At 72.2% G+C, this 17,883-nt stretch carries 20 protein-coding genes; 9 read left to right on the forward strand and 11 right to left on the reverse strand.

Going from position 1 to position 17,883, the window contains the following annotated elements:
* Positions 1-183: 183 nt before the first annotated feature.
* Both JOE59_RS18150 and JOE59_RS18155 read left to right on the forward strand, forming a co-directional pair.
* Complete coding sequence (locus JOE59_RS18150; protein ID WP_374191141.1) at positions 184-945, forward strand: IclR family transcriptional regulator; 762 nt, start codon at positions 184-186, stop codon at positions 943-945.
* A gap of 97 nt (positions 946-1,042) precedes the next feature.
* Positions 1,043-1,693: a DedA family protein gene (locus JOE59_RS18155; RefSeq protein WP_239560389.1), complete on the forward strand. Its 651-nt coding sequence runs from the start codon at positions 1,043-1,045 to the stop codon at positions 1,691-1,693.
* Between the two features lie 47 nt (positions 1,694-1,740).
* Here the strand turns inward: JOE59_RS18155 and JOE59_RS18160 are convergent, their stop codons facing one another.
* Positions 1,741-2,340: an antibiotic biosynthesis monooxygenase gene (locus tag JOE59_RS18160; protein ID WP_204463060.1), complete on the reverse strand. Its 600-nt coding sequence runs from the start codon at positions 2,338-2,340 to the stop codon at positions 1,741-1,743.
* Between the two features lie 211 nt (positions 2,341-2,551).
* On the opposite strand from JOE59_RS18160, the gene JOE59_RS18165 reads away from it, so the two are divergent.
* Positions 2,552-3,148, forward strand: a complete 597-nt coding sequence (locus tag JOE59_RS18165; protein WP_204463062.1) for a DUF1349 domain-containing protein — start codon at positions 2,552-2,554, stop codon at positions 3,146-3,148.
* A 42-nt stretch (positions 3,149-3,190) separates the two neighbouring features.
* On the opposite strand, the gene JOE59_RS18170 is transcribed toward JOE59_RS18165, so the two are convergent.
* The 3 genes from JOE59_RS18170 to JOE59_RS18180 form a co-directional block, all read right to left on the reverse strand.
* On the reverse strand, positions 3,191-3,739 hold the full coding sequence (locus JOE59_RS18170; protein WP_307837119.1) for an ASCH domain-containing protein: 549 nt from the start codon (positions 3,737-3,739) through the stop codon (positions 3,191-3,193).
* Between the two features lie 14 nt (positions 3,740-3,753).
* Complete coding sequence (locus tag JOE59_RS18175) at positions 3,754-5,163, reverse strand: MinD/ParA family ATP-binding protein (protein WP_239560390.1); 1,410 nt, start codon at positions 5,161-5,163, stop codon at positions 3,754-3,756.
* Between the two features lie 125 nt (positions 5,164-5,288).
* Entirely contained in the window at positions 5,289-6,200 is a 912-nt protein-coding gene (locus tag JOE59_RS18180; protein ID WP_204463064.1) for a LysR family transcriptional regulator, read from the reverse strand.
* Positions 6,201-6,270: 70 nt separating this feature from the next.
* Here JOE59_RS18180 and JOE59_RS18185 point away from each other — a divergent pair, with 70 nt between their 5' ends.
* The 3 genes from JOE59_RS18185 (at position 6,271) to JOE59_RS18195 (ending at position 8,419) form a co-directional block, all read left to right on the forward strand.
* Positions 6,271-7,341 carry a YeiH family protein gene (locus JOE59_RS18185; protein ID WP_204463066.1) on the forward strand — a complete coding sequence of 357 codons (1,071 nt, stop codon included), beginning with the start codon at positions 6,271-6,273 and terminating at the stop codon, positions 7,339-7,341.
* Between the two features lie 88 nt (positions 7,342-7,429).
* Complete coding sequence (locus tag JOE59_RS18190) at positions 7,430-7,837, forward strand: DUF4383 domain-containing protein (RefSeq protein WP_204463068.1); 408 nt, start codon at positions 7,430-7,432, stop codon at positions 7,835-7,837.
* A gap of 9 nt (positions 7,838-7,846) precedes the next feature.
* Positions 7,847-8,419, forward strand: coding sequence for a hypothetical protein (locus JOE59_RS18195; RefSeq protein WP_204463070.1), 573 nt, complete (start codon positions 7,847-7,849; stop codon positions 8,417-8,419).
* Positions 8,420-8,444: 25 nt separating this feature from the next.
* Here JOE59_RS18195 and JOE59_RS18200 read toward each other — a convergent pair whose 3' ends face one another.
* Positions 8,445-8,990 (reverse strand): helix-turn-helix domain-containing protein, encoded by a 546-nt coding sequence (locus tag JOE59_RS18200; RefSeq protein WP_204463073.1) that lies wholly within the window; start codon positions 8,988-8,990, stop codon positions 8,445-8,447.
* Positions 8,991-9,070: 80 nt separating this feature from the next.
* On the opposite strand from JOE59_RS18200, the gene JOE59_RS18205 reads away from it, so the two are divergent.
* Positions 9,071-9,820 carry an ABC transporter ATP-binding protein gene (locus tag JOE59_RS18205; RefSeq protein WP_204463082.1) on the forward strand — a complete coding sequence of 250 codons (750 nt, stop codon included), beginning with the start codon at positions 9,071-9,073 and terminating at the stop codon, positions 9,818-9,820.
* Positions 9,817-10,614, forward strand: coding sequence for an ABC transporter permease (locus tag JOE59_RS18210; RefSeq protein WP_204463089.1), 798 nt, complete (start codon positions 9,817-9,819; stop codon positions 10,612-10,614). The genes JOE59_RS18205 and JOE59_RS18210 overlap by 4 nt, the downstream gene beginning before the upstream one ends.
* Here the strand turns inward: JOE59_RS18210 and JOE59_RS18215 are convergent.
* The 6 genes from JOE59_RS18215 to JOE59_RS18240 all read right to left on the reverse strand — a co-directional run bounded on the left by JOE59_RS18215 (position 10,554) and on the right by JOE59_RS18240 (position 16,910).
* Positions 10,554-11,966: an acyltransferase family protein gene (locus tag JOE59_RS18215; RefSeq protein ID WP_204463091.1), complete on the reverse strand. Its 1,413-nt coding sequence runs from the start codon at positions 11,964-11,966 to the stop codon at positions 10,554-10,556. The two genes, JOE59_RS18210 and JOE59_RS18215, sit on opposite strands and share 61 nt — an antisense overlap.
* 107 nt (positions 11,967-12,073) lie before the next feature.
* A complete protein-coding gene (locus tag JOE59_RS18220; protein ID WP_074259764.1) occupies positions 12,074-12,745 on the reverse strand; it encodes a response regulator in 672 nt (223 codons plus the stop codon).
* Complete coding sequence (locus JOE59_RS19175; protein ID WP_204463094.1) at positions 12,742-13,950, reverse strand: sensor histidine kinase; 1,209 nt, start codon at positions 13,948-13,950, stop codon at positions 12,742-12,744. Before JOE59_RS19175 ends, JOE59_RS18220 begins: the two co-directional genes overlap by 4 nt.
* 206 nt (positions 13,951-14,156) lie before the next feature.
* A complete protein-coding gene (locus tag JOE59_RS18230) occupies positions 14,157-15,125 on the reverse strand; it encodes a YihY/virulence factor BrkB family protein (protein ID WP_204463096.1) in 969 nt (322 codons plus the stop codon).
* A gap of 215 nt (positions 15,126-15,340) precedes the next feature.
* On the reverse strand, positions 15,341-16,357 hold the full coding sequence (locus tag JOE59_RS18235; protein WP_204463104.1) for an alpha/beta hydrolase: 1,017 nt from the start codon (positions 16,355-16,357) through the stop codon (positions 15,341-15,343).
* A 31-nt stretch (positions 16,358-16,388) separates the two neighbouring features.
* Positions 16,389-16,910, reverse strand: coding sequence for a GNAT family N-acetyltransferase (locus JOE59_RS18240; protein WP_204463106.1), 522 nt, complete (start codon positions 16,908-16,910; stop codon positions 16,389-16,391).
* A 164-nt stretch (positions 16,911-17,074) separates the two neighbouring features.
* On the opposite strand from JOE59_RS18240, the gene JOE59_RS18245 reads away from it, so the two are divergent.
* Positions 17,075-17,806, forward strand: coding sequence for a hypothetical protein (locus JOE59_RS18245; RefSeq protein WP_204463108.1), 732 nt, complete (start codon positions 17,075-17,077; stop codon positions 17,804-17,806).
* Positions 17,807-17,883 lie beyond the last annotated feature (77 nt).

Genomic DNA, 17,883 nt, shown 5'->3' on the forward strand with positions numbered 1-17,883 from the left:
AGCGCGGAGGCGGGGTCGCTGTCCGGTATCCCAGACTTCGGCGGTACGCTCGCTCCACGCGCACATCGGCGCTCCACGCGCACATCGAGAGGACAGTAGATGCCGGATCCCCGCCGTCAGAGCGACGACAACCGTCATCTCGATGCGATCGGCCGCCGGGCGGGCGGGTCGCAGGCGTCGAAGGTGCCCGCGGCCGACCAGACGCTGGCGATCCTCACGCATCTCGCAGCCCAGCGCGGGCCGGTGCCGGCGGCGACGATCGCCTCGGCGCTCGGCATCCCGCGTTCGACGGTCTACCACCTGCTCGCGGTGATGCAGGAGCACGGCTTCATCGTGCACCTGCCCGAGGAGCGACGGTACGGGCTCGGCATCGCCGCGTTCGAGCTCTCGAGCGGCTTCTCGCGCCAGCAGCCCCTCGCCCGTCTCGGCCGGCCGCTCGTCGCGGCCCTCGTCGACCGCCTCGGCGAGAGCGGGCACCTCGCAGTGCTGCACGGGCGCGACGTGCTCTACCTCGTCGAGGAGCGCGCGCCCCGCCGCCCGTCGCTCGTGACCGACGTCGGCGTACGGCTGCCTGCGCACCTCACCGCCACCGGCCGGGCGATGCTCGCCGTGCTGCCGCCTGCGCAGCTTCGCGCGCTCTACCCCGACAAAGCCGCGTTCGCCGGGCGCCCGGCACTCGACGGCGCCGACGGCGAGTGGAGCTACGGGCGCCTGAAGCGCGTGCTCGCCGTGGTGCGCGAGCAGGGCTGGGCCGGTGAGGACGGGGAGGTCACGGGCGGACTGGCATCGGTCGGCGCGGTCGTGCGCGATCACGTCGGCTGGCCGGCGGCGGCCGTCGCAGTGACGTATCCGGATGCCGCGCCCGACGCGGACGTCGCCCGGTACGTGTCGGTGGTGCAGGAGGCTGCCTCGACGCTCGCCCGCCGCATCGGCACGCCCCGCTGAGCGGGGGCGCCCAGCTTTCGTCCATTCGGCAGCCGGTACCGTGGGTCTGCCGCTGAGCGCCGATCATCGACCCCGACCCGAGAGCCGAGACACGACCTTGCTGACGACCGACGACCACGGCTTCACCGGCCTCACCGGATTCGCCGCCGACGTGCTGAACAACCTCGGTGACCTCGGTGTCGGCGTGCTCGTCTTCCTCGAGGTGCTGATCCCCCCGATCCCGAGCGAGGTGATCCTGCCGTTCGCGGGCTACCTCAGCCAGGCGGGCGATCTCAACCTCGGCTGGCTCATCGTCTGGTCCACGCTCGCGTCCCTCATCGGTGCGCTCGTGCTCTACGGGCTCGGTGCCGCAGTCGGCCTCGAACGGGCCATCCGCTGGATCGCCTGGACGCGGCTCGTCAGCCTCACCGACCTCGAGCGCGGCGCCGCCTGGTTCCATAAGCACGGCAGCTGGTCGGTGCTCGTCGGGCGCATGATCCCCGGCGTCCGCAGCCTGATCTCGCTGCCCGCGGGCGCCGATCGCATGCCGCTCGCCTGGTTCTGCCTGTTCACGGCCATCGGCTCCGGCATCTGGAACAGCCTGCTGATCGGCGTCGGCGCCGCGCTCGGCACCCAGCACGCGCTGCTCGAGGAGTACCTGCAGTACCTCGACTGGGTCGTCTACGGCGCGATCGCGATCGCCCTCGTCGTGCTCGTCATCCGTCGCGTGCTCGAGCACCGGCGCGTGACGGGCGAAGCCTCCGCGTAGCGGCGAGCGCCAGCGACCGCGGCCGGCCTCAGCGAGCGAGAGCCGCCTCAGCGAGCGGCGGGCGCGAGCCAGCGACGCAGCATGCGCGTCACGAAGGGCAGCGCCCAGAACGTCATGACGGGCGTCAGCAGCAGCGTCGTGACGAGCACTTTCCAGACGACTTCGAGTTCGTTCCAGCCGGGAACGAACGCGGTCACGAGCAGGGTGAAGACGAGGTTCACCGGGAAGAAGCCGAGCCAGATCGTCACGGCCTGCTTCCACCGCGGCGGTGCGGGCGGCAGTTCATCGAGCGCAGCGGATGCCGCGGCATCCGCCACCGGCACCGAACCTGTCGCCGGGTCGTCGAACCAGCCCTCGATGCCGGTGCGTCGCTTGCTGCGCTCCGAGCGCACGAAGCCCTCGCCCATCGAGAGCCACCAGGTGCGCTCGGCCGAGCGCTCCCACGCGTCGAGGGTCTCCTCGTTCGCGAAGCGGTAGAGCATGTGCCAGACCTGCGAGCCCTCGCCCGCGCGCACCCAGCCCGAGCCGAGGAAGCCCGGGTACTTGGCGGCGAGGTTCACGCCGGTCTGCACCCACGCGGTCGCCTCGGAGATGCGCTCGGGGTCGACCTCGCGTCGGATCGAGACGGTGATCGGTTCGCTGTTCATGGGCCACCCCGGGGCACTCGCGAATCCCGCGGATCGTGTGCGCGGAACTCTGGATGATCGGCCGTTTCGCTGGTGGCGGGCTGGTCCAGGCCGAATGCGAGTGTAACCGGGCTGTGTTTCGAGGTTGCTTCGAGCGCGTCGGTGGCTGAGCGGGTCCGAGCCCAGCGCTCGTTCCGCCGGTAGTGTTCTCGTCGACGAAGTGGGGAAATCCGTGCGAGTAGCAGGTCTGCCGGTCCTGGAGTGGACGAACGGCGCGGCGGGTGCCGACGTCGACGACGACGCGGGCGAGCTCCGCCTGCGCGCCTCGGCAGGAGTCGATTGGAGCAACGACCCCCTCGGCGGCCCCGGACAGCATCGAGCGAGCCTGCTCGGCTTCCGGCCCTCGGGCGATTTCGCGCTCAGCGCACGGGTTCGCGTCGTGGGGGAGCGTTCCACGTTCGATGCCGCGGCGCTCGGCCTGTGGTGCGACGAGGACCACTGGGCCAAGCTGTGCTTCGAGTACTCGCCGGCCGGGCAGGCCATGGTGGTCAGCGTGGTGACCAACGGCTTCTCGGACGACTGCAACTCGACCGTCGTCGAGGAACCGTTCACCCACCTCCGAGTGGCGCGACTCGGGTCGGCGTACGCATTCCACGCATCGACGGATGGTGCCCGATGGGACTTCGTCCGCCTCTTCCGAGTGCACACGGATGTCGCCCCGGTCGTGGGCTTCCTCGCGCAAGCACCGATGGGAACGACCTGCGACGCACGGTTCGACGCCATCCGGTTCACCGACGTGGCTCCCGCCGACCTGCGCGACGGCTCCTAGCCCTGGGCGTGCGCACGCCGCCGTGCAACCTCCCGGGGTGCGTCAGCCGGCGAGCGGCCCTCGGGTCTCCGGCCACGCCACCGTGAACCGTTCGAAGAGGATCTCGAGGTCGTCGGACCATTCGATCTCGAGCGCGGTGCAGACGCGGTCCCAGTAGCGACGGTGGCCGACGAGCCAGGCTTCGAGCGATCGGTCGTCCTCCGCCTCGTCGAAGGCGAAGGCCTCGTCGGCGTCCGCGATCGTGCCGAGTCGCAGCTCGGTGCTCCGCAGGATGACCCGGGGAGCGCCGCTCGCGTCGCACGCGATCCAGTGGCTCCCGACGCGGGGGAGCGGCACGCCGTCGGCGGCGAACTCCTTCACCAGGGTGGCCGTGGCGCGCTTCCGGCCGGACATGACGAGCTCGAGCAGCGCATCCGAGAGCTCGGCGTGATCGCCGAATCGCTCGACGGTCGGCACGTCATCGAGACCGACCTGGTCGGGATGGGCACGCCAGTAGTCGTTCCACATCGCGGAGGCGGCGTCTCGGTCGACCGGCGCCATCTCGTGCAGCGGCACTTCGCGCTCCCTCGGGCTGTGCTCGTCGATCATCATCTCCGCGTCCTGGTTCAGAGCTGGTCGGCGACCACGGCGGCGGCGGTGAGCCACGCGTCGTGCGTCTCGGCCGAGAGGGCGTCGAAGTCGATCGTGCCACCGTCGACGAGCGCGGCGTCGTACGGGATCGTCGTGACGGCCGCGGTCAGCGCGCCGAAGTGGTCGGCGAGGCGCTGCTCGAGCTCGCGGTCAGGCTTCTCCGAGGGCGAGGTCAGGATCGTGACGGCCCGGTCGACCTTGTCGCCGAACCCCTTCTCGGCGAGGCCGTCGAGCAGCCAGGCGGCGCTCGCCGCCGTGTCCTCGCGCACCGTCGAGACGATCACGAGCTGGTCGGCTGCGGCCACGGCCGCCACCCAGTTCGAGGCCCGCATGTTGTTGCCGGTGTCGACGATCAGCAGGCGGTAGTAGCGCGAGAGCGTGCGGTGCAGCCGGTCGAACGCGGCGTCGTCGATGGTGGATGTCGCGGCGGCATCCTCATCGGAGGCGAGCACGTCGAAGCGGGCGTCGACCTGCGTGCGCACGTAGTCGTCGAGCTGGCTGAGGCTTGCGACACTCGGGTTCTCGAACTGCTCGAGGTCGCCCAGCAGGTCGACCGCGGTGCGGTGGTGCGGGGTGTGCTGGGCGCGCCAGCCGAGGGTGCCGCGGGTCTCGTTGTTGTCCCACGCGAGCGTCGAGCCGCCGCGGAGCCGGCCGAACGTCGCGGCGAGCAACAGGGTGCTGGTGGTCTTGTGCGCCCCGCCCTTGGGATTCAGCACGACGATCGTGCGCGGGCCGTCGAGCCGCTTCTGCACGCGGTTCGTCTGGTCGTGGCGGGTCTGCTCGCTCGCGCTCGGCTTCGGCGAGATGAGGCCGCCGCTCATGCGGCGCACCCGGCCCTGCCATCCCATGGTCGCTTTCAGCGGACGCTGACGGGGGCGGCTCGAGAGCAGGTCCTCGACGGTGGGGCGGTGCGCCTTGGGCTCCGTCGCCGGCATCGCCGAGACCGCCGTGACGGGCTGGGGCGTCGCCGCGGCCAACGGCGGAGCCGCGATCGGCTGGGCGGTCGGAACGGCCGGAGCGGCCGACACCGGAGCGGCCGACACCGGAGCTGTCGGCACCGGTGCCGCCGGCACCGGTGCCGCCGCCGCGGTCGAGGTCGGCCGCGGCTCGAAGCTCTCGGTCACGAGGCCCGTCGGCGCCTCGGTGACGCGGCCGTCGGGTTCGACGGTCAGGGTCCAGTGGGAGGAGTCGTCGATGAGGGCGGCGGTCGCCGGAATCCCCAGGCGCTGTGCGCGCTCCTGCACGAAGGCCACGACCCGGTCGCGCAGTGCGTCGCCGTCGACGGCCTGGATGCCCAGGACGGCGCCGTCGGCGTGCACGTCGGCTTCGGTGGCCGACGTCAGGAAGACGGTGACGCCGTCGTGCGTGTTGATCGAAGTGGACAACAGATTCCCCCAGAGTGCCGTGCGTCGGTCGAGGAGGAGCGGACGCCGGGCATGCCGCCGCAACCGCATCAGATGCGCCGTGCCAGACGCGAACCCTCCCGCGCTGCCGGCCGTTCCCCCGCGAATCAGTCTATGTTCCCGCCCGCGCGACCTCGCGACAGCTCGCCCAGCAGGGTCGCGGCGGGGGTGGAGAGCACGTCGCCGCGTCGCCAGACCGCGCGGAGGCGACGGGTGAGGTCGAGCCCGGCGACGGCGACCTCGACGAGCTCGCCGCGGGCGACCCATGGTCGGGTCGCGAGGTCGCTGAGCACGGTCGGTCCGGCTCCGGATGCCGCGGCGATGAGCACGGCCGCATTGCTCGCCACGACCAGGGACGGCTCCGCCGGCGTTCTGCCGTCGAGCGCATCGGCGAGGGTCGATCGTGTGCCGGAGCCCGCTTCTCGGGTCACGAGCGGGGTGGCGGCGAGCTCGTCGAGCGTGATCTGCGATCGCCGGGCCCACGCGTGCGTCGGCGACACCACGACCACGAGTCGGTCGACGGCGACGGTGCGACTGTGCAGGCCGCGCCGCACACCGGGCGACTCGACGAATCCGAGCTCGATCTCGTGCGACTCGAGCAGTTCGAACACCCGCGTGGAGTTCTCCACGCGCATGCGGACGTCGAGCTCGGGGTTGCCGCGGCGAAGTCCGGCGACCCATGCGGGCAGCAGGTACTCGGCGACGGTGAGGCTCGCGGCGAGTTCGAGCCTCGACTCGTGGTGCCCTCGGCGTGCCGTTGCGGCGGCGAGCAGGTCGTCGGCGCCGACGAGCAGTCGGCCCGCCAGTTCCGCGATCGCCTCGCCGTCGGCGGTCAGGCGCGAGCCGCGGGAGTGGCGTTCGATGAGCGTGAGGCCGAGGGAGCGCTCGAGCCCGGCGATCGCCCGGCTCGCGTTCGGCTGGGCCATGTCGACCGAACGCGCGGCACGCCCGAGGCTGCCGTGCCGGCCGATCGCGACCAGCAGCTCGAGCACCGCGAGGTCCGGCCAACGGGTGGGCATATCAGCATGATATGCCTCGATGCTGAACGGGCGGCTACCGCCCGCGGCATCCGATCGCGATCGTTGCAGCATGACCCGCATCGCACCCACCCCCGCATCGCCCCGCACGCCGGAGCCGCCGCGCAGCACGACGGCGAGGGTTCGCGCGCGTCTCGCCGACCTCGCCCCCGGACTCGGGCTCACCGCCGCCGGGGTTGCTGCTTCGATGACCGCGGCGTTCCTCGTGCCCGGCATGAGCGCGCTGCTCATCGCGATCGTGCTCGGCGTGCTGCTGCGCAACACCGTGCCGCTCTCGCCGCGCTTCGAGGCTGGGCTCGCGTTCGCCGCGAAGCCGTTGCTTCGCCTCGGCGTCGTGCTGCTCGGTCTGCAACTCGTGCTCGGGGACATCCTCGACCTCGGTGTCGGGGTCATCCTCGTCGTCGTGGCGATCGTCGTGATCGGCATCACCTCGACCCTGCTCATCGGGCGCCTGCTCGGCATCTCGGCGACGCAGCGCCTGCTCATCGCGTGCGGCTTCTCGATCTGCGGCGCCGCGGCGGTCGCGGCCGTCGACGGCGTGATCGAGGCCGAGGAGGAGGAGGTCGTGACCGCGGTCGCCCTCGTCGTCATCTTCGGCACGCTCATGATCCCGCTCATCCCGCTCGCCGCGTCGCTCCTCGGCCTCGATGCGCAGCAGGCGGGCATGTGGGCGGGCGGCTCGATCCACGAGGTCGCGCAGGTCGTCGCCGTCGGCGGAACGATCGGCGGCGCGGGGCTCGCCGTGGCCGTCGTGGTCAAGCTCGCCCGGGTGCTGATGCTCGCGCCGGTGCTCGCCGTCGTCAGCGTGCAGCGTCGTCGCTCGCTCGCAGCGGGCGCGACCCCGGGCGCGACCCCGGGCAAGCGGCCGCCGATCATTCCGCTGTTCGTCGTGGGGTTCATCGCGATGGTCGTGGTGCGCTCGCTCGGCTGGGTGCCCGACGACGTCGTCGCCGGCGCGGGCCTCGCGCAGACGGTGCTGCTCGCGGCGGCGATGTTCGCGCTCGGCACCGGCGTGCGGTTCAGCATGTTCCGCCGGGTCGGCGTGCGGCCGTTCGCCCTCGCCGGGGCCTCGACGCTCATCGTGACCGGCGTCGCGCTCGCCGGGGTCGTCGCCGTCGGATGAGGTGCGGCGCACCCGACCAATCCGATCTCGGGAACGTTCCGAATCCCCTGAGCACGGCAGCCGTCGTGCCTCGAGAAGGAGGAACCTCATGCGAAACTCCCCGAACCGCATCGTCGCGACCGTCTTCGGTGCGGTCTACCTGCTCGTCGGAGTGCTCGGATTCGCCGTCACCGGCGGCGTCGGGTTCTTCGCGACCGAAGGAGGTCTGCTCCTCGGCGTGTTCGCGGTGAACCCGCTCCACAACGTGGCCCACCTGCTGATCGGCGCCGCACTGCTCATCGGCGGCATCGTCTCGGCGGCCGCGGCGAAGGCCGTCAACGCGACGGTCGGCGCCGCCTACCTGCTGCTCGGCATCGTGGGGTTCTTCCTCGCGGGCACCGCGGCGAACATCCTCGCGCTGAACACGGCCGACCACTTCCTGCACCTCGCGAGCGCGATCGTGCTGCTGGGGGTCGCGCTCGGGTTCGAGCGAGCCGGACGCGTGGCGACGGCGTAGGGGCCGGCCATGCACGCACTGGCGGCGGCCCTGCGCAGTTGGCCGATGCTCGCCGCGTTCGGCGCTGGGCTCGTGCTCGCCGCGCTCGCCGCCGGTGCCGGGGGAGCGATGCAGCCCGCCCTCGTCGTGGCCGGCGTCGCCGCGCTCGGCTGGGGCGGGCTCGCGTTCCGGGCGGGGCGCGTGATCGCCCCGTCCGCGACACTCGTCGCGACCGCTGCCGCCCTCGTGGGGATGGCGGCGGCGGTCTCGACGGGTGCTGCCGCGATGACGGATGTCCCGCCGGGCCCGCTCGCCGCGGCATCCGTGTTCATCGTGGTGGTGGCGCTCTCGGCGGGCCTCGAGCTGCGAGCCCGAACCCGCCCCGCCCGATCGGCAGGGCGTGGGCGCGGAGACCGAGTCGCCGCGACATCCGACACCGCTCGTCTCATCGGCCTCGTCGCCGGGGCCGCGCTCGTCGCGGCGCTCGCGACCCCGGCACTCGCCGCGACCGAGGCCGGCGAGCACGCCGTGCCGCACGGCTCGCACCAGACCGGCACCGATGCGCCGCTACCTGGCGTGGAACAGCCGGGGCACTCGCACTGAGCGGGTCGACCGGACGTCGCCGGGGTCAGTCGCGCGGCGCGGCGCCGTCGGTCGGGATGAGTGCCGTCGCGAGTGTGACCGCGCGGCGGTCGTCGCCAGTGGCGGCCAGATAGGGCGCGAGGAGCTCGCCGAGCCCCGCCTGGATCACGGCGAGATCGTCGGTCGTCACGTGCAGCGTCATCTCGCCGAACCCGAGGAAGTCGCGGAATCGGGGATCGTCGGCCGCGCTCGCCCGGTCGAAGCTCTCGCCGAGATGGGCGAGGAAGGTGAGGAACGCCTGCTGCAGCTCCCGCGCGCCCATCTCGAGCAGCTCGTCGTGGTCGACGTGCGCCATGCGCTCGCCGAGCGCGAAGGTGCGCTCGACCGCGCCGCGCACGCGCCGCTCCTCGACGACGGTGAGCACATCGGCGTCGACGAGCGCCGCGATGTGCCGGTAGAGGGTGGCCTGCGCGATGTCGGGCAGGGCGCTGCGCAGGCTCGCCGTGGTGATCTCGCGCGTGCCCACCTGCTGGATGATGCGCAGTCGGACGGGGTGCATGACGACGTCGGCGACGGGCGACGGCTTGCGCATCGGTCCTCCGAATGATTATTCTCACAGTGAGAACATTCTCATTGCTCTCGTTCGAGTATGCCACCGAAGGGATCCGCTCCATGATCACCGCACAGATCGAGGTCTCCGGCCTCGCGAAGCGCATCGGCGACGTCGAGGCCGTACGGGACGCGACGTTCGTCGCGGCGCCCGGCCGCGTCACCGGCTTCCTCGGCCCGAACGGCGCCGGCAAGTCGACCACACTCCGCATGCTGCTCGGCCTCGCGCGCCCCGACTCGGGCACCGCGCTCATCGGCGGCCTGCCGTACGCCGAGCTCGCCGACCCCACCGGCACCGTCGGGGCCGTGCTCGACCTCGCCAGCGCGCATCCGGCGATGACCGCTCGGGGGCACCTGCGCAGCTACTGCGCCCTGGGCGGGCACGACGCCGGGCGTGCCGAGCAGGTCGCCGAACTCACCGGCATGAGCGAGTACCTCGACCGCCGCGTCGGCGGCTTCTCGACGGGCATGCGGCAGCGGCTCTCGCTCGCGACGGCACTGCTCGGCGACCCCGGTGTGCTCGTGCTCGACGAGCCGTCGAACGGGCTCGACCCCGCCGGCATCGTCTGGCTGCGCACCTTCCTCCGCGGGTTCGCGGCGAACGGGGGCACGGTGCTGATCTCGAGCCACGTGCTCACCGAACTGCAGCACGGCATCGACGATCTCGTGCTCATCGACCGCGGTCGCACCACGTGGACCGGGCCGCTCTCGGAATTCACGGAACGTGGAACGAGCCTCGAAGCCGCGTTCCTCGAACTCACCTCGAGTGGCGCCTCGTCGCTTTCCTCGGGCACCGAAGGGATCCGCGCATGAACCGCCTGCTCCGCGGCGAGGCCGCCAAGCTGTTCGCCACCAGGCTTCCGCTCTGGTCGCTCCTGACCGCCGCACTCTGCGGAGGCGGCCTGACCGGGCTCCTCGCCCTCATCGGCCCCGAGAACGCGACGCCGCCGCTTCCCGGGCTCGACACCGCCGAGGGGGTCGGCATCGTCGTCGGCATGAGTGGGCTCCTGCTCTTCGTGCCTGCGCTCATCGGCACGATCGCGGTCACCGGTGAATACCGGCATCGCACGATCGGCACGACCTTCCTGACGGTGCCCCGTCGCGGCCGGGTGCTCGCCGCGAAGCTCGTCGTCTTCGGTGCCCTCGGCGTCGCCTACGGCCTGGTCTCCTCCCTCTTCGCCGGCCTCGCCGTCGTGGCGGGTGCCGCGGTGCAGGGAGTCGAACTCGGGGTGTCGCTCGCGTCGCTCGCCGCGCTGCTCGCACGACTCGCGTTCGCGGCAGCCGTGTACATGGTGCTCGGCGTCGCGATCGGCGCGCTCGCTCGCAACCAGCTGCTCGCGATCGGCGTCGTGCTCGGGTACTTCTACTTCCTCGAGCACGTGCTCATGATCGTTCCCGGGGTCAACGTCATCCACCCGTTCCTCCCCGGCGGCGCGACCGCCGCGCTGACCGACTTCACCTTCCTGGGCGACGCGATCGCCGAGCAGCTGCCGATGGCCGCTGCGTCGACGACCTCGCCGCTCGTGGGCGGGCTCGTGCTGCTCGGTTACGCGGCCGTGGCTGCCTGGCTCGCCGTCGCGATCCCGTTGCGCCGCGATCTGCGCTGATTCCGCATCGCCGCGGTGGCCCTCGCGAACGCCGCACCGAGGTTGGCGCTACCCAGCAGCGCGATGGTCAGCAGCGCGAGCGCGATGGCGGCCTGCACCGGTCCGAACCCGGTGACGAGCACGACGGCGACACCGGCCACTCCGCAGAGCGCATCGATCGCCGCCGAACCGGCCGTCGAGGAGCGGCGCATCACGGGGCGAGCCCCCTGGGGTGCACGCTCGAACCGGGCGAACACGAGTGTGACCCCCACGACGACGACGGCCGCGACGGCCAGCCACATCGGCCGGCTCGCCCACCAGCCGGCGCTCATCGGCTCCGGCAGCGCGAGCCCGATCTGCGAGTCGGCCACGAGCAGCACCCCCGCGAGCCCCACGAGCACGGGCATGTGCCAGAGGTAGACGGTCATCGCGCGCTCGCCGACGGCCGAGACGAGCCGCGAGGCATCCGCTCGCTCGACCCAGGCCCTGATGCGCGGGCGGGCCAGTTGGAAGAGCGCGAGCTGGGCGACGCCGAGCACCACGAGGCAGACGTTCGGCGGGTTGAGGTTCTCGTACATGTCTGCCGAGTACGGCCCCGAGAGGGTGATCGTGGCGAGCAGTGCGAGGGCTCCGGCGGCGACCGACCAGAGTGCGGCGGGGGAGAAGCGGTCGAGGGTGCCGTCGGCGAGGTGGAAGCCGAGCTGCTGCACGAGCAGCCAGACGAGCAGGAGGTTCACGAAGCCGAGGCCCTCGAGCCCGGTCGCGAGTCGAAGCGCGTCGACCGCGATGACGCCCGCGAGCAGGGCGAGCGGCGTCAGCAGGCGGGCCCGCTCGTGGGCGCGCACCATCACCGGCACGAGCGCCGACGTCGCGAGGTAGACGCCGAGGAACCACAGCGGCTGGCCGATGCGGAAGCCCGCGGTCGCCACGAGCTCGGGAGCGAGCCCGGCGAGCGAGAGGGCGACGAGTGCGGCGGCCACGACGCCGACGAGCACGATCGCCGGCCGCACGAGCCGCTCCATCCGTGCCCGCACGTAGTCGGCTCCGCTCGCGCCGCGTGCCCGCATCGAGCGCCAGTGCAGGAAGCTCGAGAACCCGCCCGCGATGAAGAACAGCGGCATGATCTGCACGACCCAGCTCACAGCGGCGAACCAGGCCTGCCCCTCGAGGGCGTTCTCGAGCACCGGGCCGTCGGGCCCGACGCTGACGCCGACCATCATCGCGTGCAGCGCGAACACGACCACGAGCAGCGCCACGCGGATCGCATCGACGCTCGAGTCGCGCGCGACCGCCGAGCCGTGCGCGACCGCCGGCGAACGGCGAGCGGATGCCGCGGTGCCGTGCTCGGTCGAGGGTGCCTGTACGTCGGTCATGACCGCCTCCATCCGAACGGGATCTCCGTCATGACGGCAGGCTAGGAACGCGGTGCCGAGGTGTTCATCACCCTACGGAGCCGTTTCGGCTCATACGGGCGTACGGGTCAGGAACCGGGCTGGACGAGCCCCGTGTCGTACGCCAGTACGACGGCATGCACGCGATCGCGGAGCCCGAGCTTCGAGAGGATCTTCGAGACGTGCGTCTTGACCGTCTGCTCGGCGATGAAGAGCGCCGCGGCGATCTCGGTGTTCGAGAACCCGCGGCCCACGAGGGTCAGCACCTCGCGCTCGCGTTCGGTGAGCTCGGAGAGTCGTGTGGAGTCGATGCGCGGCGGCGGTGCCGACCGGGCGAAGTCCTCGATGAGGCGACGGGTCACGCTCGGCGCCAGCAGCGCGTCGCCGGCGGCGACGATGCGCACGGCGGCGACGAGCTCTTCTGGCGTGGCGTCCTTCAGGAGGAACCCGCTCGCCCCGGCCCGCAGCGCCTCGTAGACGTAGTCGTCGATGTCGAACGTCGTCAGCATGAGCACACGTGGCACGTAGTCGCTCGACCGCGGGGGAGTCTGCAGGTCGCGGGTCGCCTCGAGGCCGTTGCGGCCCGGCATGCGCACGTCCATGACGACGACATCGGGGCGCAGTTCGCGGGCCATGGCCACGGCCTCGTCGCCGTCGGCGGCCTGCCCGACGACCTCGATGCCGGCCTGGGCGGCGAGCACCGCCGCGAAACCGGCTCGCACCATCGCCTGGTCGTCGGCGATGAGCACCGAGATCGTCACACCGCGCCTCCGTCCGACCCGAGCGGAAGGGTCGCGAGAACACGGTAGCCGCCGCCCGGCCGTTCGCCGAACTCGGCGCGCCCGCCGAGCAGCGCCGCGCGCTCGCCGATGCCGACGAGACCGTGTCCGCCGCCCTTGGCGTCGGGCGCCGGGTCATCCGTCGCCGTCTCGTTGTCGATGCAGACGACGAGGTCGTCGGCGAGCACCTCGACCGAGACGAAGGTCGGTGCGCCGGGGGCGTGCCGCACGACGTTGCTGAGCGCCTCCTGCACGATGCGATAGGCCGCCGTCGCGGCGAGTCCACCGTCGGGCAGGTCGGCGTCGACGGTGAGCGACACCGGCACGCCGGCGCGCTCGACGGATGCCGCGAGCTCGGGCAGCTGGGCGAGCCCGGGCTGCGGCGCGGTCTCGGCCGCGGTGTCGGCGCTGCGCAGCACCCCGAGCAGTTGCCGCATCTCGGTCATCGCCGAGCGGGCGGAGGCCGCGATCTCGGAGAACTCCGTCTTGGCGGCGTCGCTCAGCCCCTCGACCCGGTACGGCGCGCTCGTCGCCTGCACGTGGATGATCGACAGTCCGTGCGCGACGACGTCGTGCAGTTCGCGCGCGATGCGGTTGCGCTCCTCGACGAGCACGCGGCGCTGCTGCTCCAAGGCGGAATGCGCACGTTCGCGGAAGAGCTCGACGCCGATCACGCGGCGTTGGGCGAGCAGCACCGCGATCGCGCAGGCGAGTGCCGTGACGGCGGCGCCCGTGATCATGCTGGCTGCAGCCCCGGAGTCCACGAACGCGAACGGGAAGGTCACCACGACCCCCATGCCCCAGGCGATGAGTCCGAGGCGCCACTCCCACATGAGGCCGAGCACGATGAGCAGCGCGCCCTGGCTCACGATCGAGGTGACCGGCCACGGCCACGGCGCCACGTCGGAGCCCAGGGAGAGCAGTGCGAACACGAGCAGGCCGGCCGCGGAGACGCTCGCGGCGGGCCACGGCCAGCGCACCGCGAGGGGCAGCGCGCCGGCGAGCGCGAGGCTCGTGCCGAATGCGGCGAGCAGGTTGACGTCGTAGATGGTGGCCGAGAGGGGCACCGACACCGAGAAGAGGATGACTGCGAGGAGCGATGTCGACACCAGCATCCACGCGCGGAACTGCCGTTCGTCGGCCGTGATGCGGGCGAGGCGCGCGGGCGCCGCAGGGATCGTCGGCACGGGCGGGAGCGGTGCCGGGGGCGGAGGCGGAGGCGGAGGGGTCGCGGGCCGCGTCGGCATCGCGGATCCGACCTGCGCCGCGGCATCCGCCGGGCTCTGCTCAGAGTGATGGGTCTTCGCCATGATGCCATCAGCCAATCACGCGGCGCGCGGCGCTGCATCCCTCCCGAGGACGATTCGCGGGCCCTACGCGGGTACTGTGCCGATCAGCCGTGCGGGCGGAGCCCGGCCGGCGGGGTGACGCCGTCGACGATCGCATCGGGGCGCATGCCCGCCGAGGCGTGAACATCGCGCAGGCGTTGGGCGCGATTCGTGGCGATCACCCGGTCGTCGCGGAGCGGCAGGCGGACCTGCTCCTCCGCCGGTATCCCGGCACGCAGCTGGCGAGCCCGTTCGACCTCGGTGTCGAGCACCGCCCCGAAGAGCATCGCGAGGTTCGAGAGCCAGACCCACAGCAGGAAGGCGACGACTCCGCCGAGGACGCCGTAGACGCGCTCGTAGCTGCCGACGCCGAAGGCGTACAGCGCGAACAGGCACGTCGTCACGACCCAGGCGAGCAGGGCGGCGATCGCGCCGACGCTGAACCAGCGCAGGTGCCGTCGCCGCACGTTCGGTGCAGCCCAGTACAGCAGTGCCATCACGAGGACGCCGATCGCGGCGAGCACCGGCACCTTGCCGAGATCCCACCAGAAGGCGACCCCCTCGTCGAGGCCGAGCACGCGGGCCGCCGCCTCGGCGACGGGACCGGTCACCACGAGACCCGCCGCGGCGATCGCGCCGAGCACGACCAGCACCGCGGAGACCGCGAGCATCGCGGGTCGCATCTCCCAGAACGGTCGGCCCTCCTCGACCCGGTAGATGCGGTTCATGCCACGGCCGAACGCGCCGACGAAGCCCGATGCGGCCCAGAGGGTGGCGATCACGCCGGTCGCGAAGGCGAGCCCGGCATGCGACGCGTTCAGCAGTTGATCGAGCGGCTCGCGGAGGACCTCGACGACGGATGCTCCGCCGAGCTCCTCCAGCACGCGCAGTGCATCGGCCACGACGGCTTCTGCGCTGCCGAAGATGCCGAGCAGTGCGAGCACGGCGAGCAGCGCGGGGAAGATCGTGAGCAGCACGTAGAACGTCAGGGCCGCCGCGATGTCGTGCACCTGGTTGATGCGGTACTCGTGCACCGTGCGCGTAACGATAATGCGCCAGTCGGCGCGCGACAGTTGCGCCGGTGAGTCGTGACCGGATGACCTGGATGCATCGCGGTCTGATGGATCGTGTTCGGGCATGATGCCTCCCGTGCAGACGCCCTGAGCCTACGGGCAGCGGCCGCTTCGGCACAGGGGGTTGCCGAGCGGTGACCGGTCCCGTTTCGGCCCGGCGCCCGCCGCCCGGGTGTTCAGTCGAGGTGCGCGTGCAGGAATGCGGCGACGCGGGTGCGCATCTGCGCATCGAGGATGCCGATCGAGTGATCGGCCCCCGACACGATCGCGAGCTCGGCGGGCACGCCCGCGGACGCGAGGGCGGCGGCGAAGCGCTCTGCCTGGCCGAGCGGCACGACCTCGGCCTCGGCGTGCCCGATGAAGAAGGGCGGATCGCTCGGATCCGCGAAGCTCGCGGCCGAGGCTTCCTCCGCCTGTGGGCACTGCTCGTCGCTCGCGCCCGGCTCGCAGTCGAGGTACTCGCCGACGATGCGCCGCAACCAGTCGGATGCCCCGTCGGCAGTGAGCTCGGCAGCCCCGAGTCCGACCGGACCCGAGAGCTCGGCGACCGCCGCGACCCGGGAACCGGTGTCGAGCGAACCCTCGCCGGCGGTGCCGAGCAGGGCGGCGAGATTGCCGCCGGCCGATCCTCCGAACGCACCGATGCGAGCGGGGTCGATGCCGAAGCGCTCGGCCTGCTCGGGGTCGCGGAGCCACTCGACCGCGAGTGCGACGTCGTCGATCGCGGCGGGGAACCGCACGTCGGGCACGAGCCGGTAGTTGACGGATGCCGCGACGAATCCCTCGCTCGCGAGCCAGAGACAGGTGTTGCGCCAATCCGCGTTCGCCTTGTCGCCCCGTGCCCAGCTGCCGCCGTGGATCGACACGACCGCGGGCAGCGTCTCGACGGCGAGCTCCGCGCCCGCCGGCGTGCACACGTCGAGCGTGAGCAGCGTGCCGTCTTCGCGCACGCCGTACTCGACGTCGGCTTCGACCGTGATGCGGTCGGGCGCCGTGAAGGTGCGGATGCCGATGAGCTCGGAGGTCACGACCTCGCTCGCCGCTTCGGCGCCCTTCGGGTCGATCTCGCGCAGCGGCACGTGGAAGCCCGAGAGCGCGCTCACGCTCGCGATGGCGGCTGCAGTCGCCGCGGCAGCCCACACCACTCGCCGGGCGCGAGTGCCGGAGCCGCCTGTGCGTCGGGTCGAGGTCACACCGGGCTCCGTGTTCAGGGGTGGAGTGATGCTACCTCACGTTTCGCGCCGGTGGAAACGCTTTCCCCGCGGCGACCAGCGGCTTCGCGAAGCACACCGAGTGGGCCTCGCCGACGTACTGGCCGAACTGCGGGATCTCCCGGTAGCCGTGACGCGTGTAGAGCGCCTGCGCCGCATCGTGGAGGTCGCCGGTCTCGAGCACGATCTCGACGAGCCCGCATGCCGCGGCATCCGCCTCGATGCGTTCGAGCAGGGCCGCCGCGACGCCGCGCCCGCGCGCCGCGGGATCGACGAACATGCGCTTCAACTCGCCGCGCGCGGCATCCGCTTCGGCGACGAGTGCGGCGATGCCGACCGCGCGCTCGCCGTCGCGGGCCACGTAGAAGGCGACCTCGGGTCGCTCGAGGGTCGCGATGTCGAGCAGGAAGTTGCTCTCGGGCGGATACAGGCTCTGCGCGAAGGCGGTGCTGGCGTCGAGCAGCCGCTCGACCTCGGCCTGGCGTGGCGGTTCGATGCTGACGGTCACGATCACGGGGGCGGGGTGCTGCGGCATGTGGTGAGCCTACGTCTCGGGTGTTTCGCCGCGATTTCGAAAGTGGCTCGCCCGCCCGCGTGCCGCGATCGATCGCGGATCGCGCTCGCTACGCTGAGCGCGACGCGGCTCTGCACCGTGCCGTCACGGGTCGACCGGAGCGCGAGACGTGAGGGGTGCACGCAATGACCGACGACCGGACTCCGCAGAACGCACCGTCTGACCCGAGCGGGGCGTCGCCGCAGCCGACGACCGCTGCCGAGGCGCCCGCGAAGCCTGCGGGAGTGAGTCGCGCGATGCTGCTCTGGGTCGGCGCAGCGGTCGTGCTCCTCTCGTTCGTGGCGTCGTTCCTGGGGGCGACGCTGGCCCGTTCGGCCGATGCGAACGAGGCCGCGGCGACACCGCCGCCGACGACCGCCGAGATCGACGAGGCCGCCTATGAGGAGGCGATCGCCGAGATCCTCCCGGCGGGATCCGCCGTGCGCGCGGGCTCGGGCGTGCCCGAGCCGGGCAAGGGGTACGACGGCGACGTCTACATCGACATCGCCACGGCCGATGTCTACCTGTTCACGGACGGCGACTGGCAGCTCGTCGGCAACATCCGGGTGTCGGCGGCGGAGCACCTCGCCGGAGCGCCGGGCGCGACCGGCGCCACCGGAGAGACCGGCGCGACGGGTGCCGCGGGCGAGACGGGTGCCGCGGGCGAGACGGGCGCGCCCGGCGCCCCCGGCACGCAGGTCGTGCTGGGCGCCGGCGAACCGGCTGCCGAGACCTGCACGGCCGACGGCGACATCTTCATCGACACCGAGACCGTGACGTTCTACGAGTGCACCGGCGGGGCGTGGGAGCTCTCCGGTGCGACGGAGGCCTCCGGGCCCTCGCCGTCGCCGGAGGTGTCGCCGGCGCCCGAGAGCTGAGCCGCACCGCTGCAGCGCGGATGCCGCGTGCGGGACTTTCCCAGATGATTCCGGTATCGTGGCCGAGTCGGTTCTGG

It is taken from the genome of Agromyces cerinus, from assembly GCF_016907835.1.
In the GTDB taxonomy this organism is placed as follows: Bacteria; Actinomycetota; Actinomycetes; order Actinomycetales; family Microbacteriaceae; genus Agromyces; species Agromyces nitratus.